The organism is Streptomyces sp. NH27 (assembly GCF_056859195.1).
Genome location: NZ_JACEGK010001031.1, coordinates 1 through 785 on the forward strand (window position 1 = coordinate 1; position 785 = coordinate 785).

Genomic DNA, 785 nt, shown 5'->3' on the forward strand with positions numbered 1-785 from the left:
TCCCGCGGCACTGGACGTGGGCGATGATCACCGCGTTCGTGGTGTGCAGCGCCGCCAAGGGGCGCGGCGACGTCGTGCACCGCAGCGGGCTGCGGGTGGTGGGCGCCTTCACCGGCGCGGTCACCGGGACGCTCGTCGCGCACCTGATCACGGGCGACCACACCGCGGCGATCACCGTGATCTTCTGCTACCTGCTGGCCGGCCTGTGGCTGCGCGAGAGCACCTACGCGGCCTGGGCGTTCTGCGTCACGAGCCTGCTGGCGGTGCTCTACAGCCTGAGCGGCGAGCAGGGCGGCGCCCTCATCGTGCAGCGCCCCGAGGGCATCCTGCTCGGATCGGCCTGCGGGATCGCGGCCGCGTACTTCGTGCTGCCGCTGCCGACCGCCACGGTCATGCGCGGCCGGGCCGCCGCCGCCCTGCGGGTGCTGGCGGAACTGCTGGCCGCCGCCCGCGAGCCGGAACCGCGGCCCGCCGCGATCCGGCACCTGGCCCGCCGCTTCGATCGCGCCACCCGCGAACTCGCCGTGGTTGCCGCACCCGCCCACGCCCACCGCACGCTGCTCCGGCGCACCCTCGGCCATCCCGCGCTGGTGTCGCGCCGGGCCGATCCCGCGGCGCCGCATGCCGCCGACTGGGTGGACGCGCTGACCGCCTGCGCGCACGCCGGCCGCGCGCTGGCGCTCGGCGACGCGACCGAACTCGCCGCGGCCCGCCCCCAACTCGGCCTGGCCGCACGCAATCTCGGCCAGGTGCGCCGCCGCCTCGGCAACCGCCCCGGCGCGGAG

Annotated in this window: 1 protein-coding gene; it reads left to right on the forward strand. The window is 77.1% G+C overall.

Features of this window, described 5'->3' with window-relative positions; all coding sequences use genetic code 11:
• The coding region (locus AC13HU_RS37845) for an FUSC family protein (protein ID WP_483046534.1) at positions 1-785 on the forward strand (785 nt) is incomplete at both ends.